This is a genomic window from Roseovarius sp. 217 (assembly GCF_000152845.1).
Taxonomy (GTDB): domain Bacteria; phylum Pseudomonadota; class Alphaproteobacteria; order Rhodobacterales; family Rhodobacteraceae; genus Roseovarius.
Map to the genome: position 1 here is coordinate 1 of NZ_CH902584.1, position 1,755 is coordinate 1,755.

3 protein-coding genes and 1 pseudogene are annotated in these 1,755 nt (G+C 62.8%); 1 reads left to right on the top strand and 3 read right to left on the bottom strand.

Features of this window, described 5'->3' with window-relative positions:
* The coding region (locus tag ROS217_RS24545) for a hypothetical protein (RefSeq protein ID WP_217623012.1) at positions 1-185 on the top strand (185 nt) is incomplete at its 5' end.
* 107 nt (positions 186-292) lie between these two features.
* On the opposite strand, the gene fdxA is transcribed toward ROS217_RS24545, so the two are convergent.
* The 3 genes and pseudogenes from fdxA to ROS217_RS00030 all read right to left on the bottom strand — a co-directional run.
* Positions 293-631: a ferredoxin FdxA gene (fdxA, locus tag ROS217_RS00020; RefSeq protein WP_009815568.1), complete on the bottom strand. Its 339-nt coding sequence runs from the start codon at positions 629-631 to the stop codon at positions 293-295.
* A 52-nt stretch (positions 632-683) separates the two neighbouring features.
* Complete coding sequence (locus ROS217_RS00025; protein ID WP_009815569.1) at positions 684-1,064, bottom strand: RNA-binding S4 domain-containing protein; 381 nt, start codon at positions 1,062-1,064, stop codon at positions 684-686.
* Between the two features lie 4 nt (positions 1,065-1,068).
* Positions 1,069-1,755, bottom strand: a pseudogene (locus ROS217_RS00030) (disulfide oxidoreductase); the annotation flags it as partial.

Below are 1,755 nucleotides of genomic sequence, written 5' to 3' on the forward strand. Positions count from 1 at the left end.
TTCAGGTCTTCCTCGCAGGGCTGCCAGCTCAGACGCGCAAAAACATATGCCAAGGGCCATATTGGTCCACGGAATATGTAACTCTGTCGCAGAGTAATCCACCCCCGGGCAGCAACGCGGGTGAATGGATATCAGGCTATCTCTTCATTTGTCATGAAACTGTATCACAAAAAACCGCTCAATGAAAGGGCGGTGTTCTGGCAGAGGGCACTCACGCCCTCAAATCAACGCCTTACGGCGTTCACGATTTCGCGCGTGGCCCAGTCTGCCGCACCCTGTCCGCGAATCAGTCTCAGCCGCCTTCGCCGGGAGCCTCGGAGAAATATTTATCCAGCTTGCCGGCCTCACCGTCGCGCTCTTCAGCCTCGGGCAGCGGGTCTTTCTTGGTGATGATCACCGGCCACATTTCGGCATATTTGCGGTTGAACTCGACCCATTTTTCCATATCCGGCTCGGTGTCCGGGCGGATCGCGTCGGCGGGGCATTCCGGCTCGCAGACGCCACAGTCGATGCATTCATCCGGATGAATGACCAACATGTTCTCGCCCTCATAAAAACAATCGACCGGGCAGACCTCGACACAGTCGGTGTATTTGCAGGCGATGCAGGCGTCGTTCACGATATAGGTCATGGCCGTCTCTCATTCTTGCCGAATTGCGCCTCACCTAATCCAGTGGGGCGGATCAATCAAGCGGTCCCGGTCCATTGAGATCGAGTTTGCGGCGGTCACGCTTGGTCGGGCGTCCTTTTCCCTCATATTTGGGCGCGGGCGGAACGCTGTCCTGCGTCACCGGGTCGCTCAGGTCGTCATAGAGCGCCTGCGCCTCGGGTGCCGGGCCACGCCGGGTGCCGATCTCGACGATCCGCACCACCCGCACCCGTGTGGCCTGTGAAAATGTGAGCACATCCTGTGGCCCGACGGCCTGCGCGGGTTTGCTCACCCGCGCGCCATTCACCCGCACATGCCCGGCCGATACTTCCTTGGCCGCCAGCGTGCGCGTCTTGAAGAACCGCGCCTGCCAGAGCCATTTGTCGAGCCTGATTTTTACGCCCGGGCCGTCCAAACGCTCAGCCCTTGGTCCTCAGCCCCATAAGCGCGGCGGCAAAGGGATTGTCCGGGTCGATCCGGTCATTCTTTTTCTCGGGCTTGGCGGCATAGGTCTTGGGCTGTTCTTCACGCGCCTCGCGCGGTTTGCCCTTGCCGGGTTTGCCGCGGGGTTTGCCACCTTGACGCTGCGGTCTGCCTTCCCGCTTTTGCGCCTCGCCACCGTCGCTCGGGGCACCCTGTGCTCCCTGCGCGCCCTGTGCGCCACGCGGCCCGCGTCCTGCTTGCGCCGGACGTTCGCCACGAGGCCGACTCGCACGCGGAGCCCAGGTGAACGTATAGAAGACCTCGATCTCGGGGGCGGCCACGTCCGGCGTCTCGCCGGGGACCAGTTCCTCGGCGGGGACCGCGTCCAGAGCGGCGGGCACTTCGGCCTCGGTCACGGGCTCTGCCGCGATGGGAGCGACGCCCTCATCGGGGATATCCGCAACCACATCGCCTACCGTTTCAGCCTCTGCGGCTTGGGCAGCATCGGCGGGCGCATCCGCAATAGCCTGATCCACCGGTTTGACTTTTTCGCGCTCGCCGCGCTCGGCCTTGTAGCCCAGCCCCTGCATCAAGACGGCGAATTGCTCCAGCGTCATGCCGGTGATCGAGAGCATGTCCGGCTGGCCTCGAACCCAGCCCGCGTATCCTCACGCGCAGCATGT

What these genes read in the sequence shown, in the direction of transcription:
- fdxA (WP_009815568.1), bottom strand. Translation starts at nt 631, where the DNA reads ATGACCTATATCGTGAACGACGCCTGCATCGCCTGCAAATACACCGAC.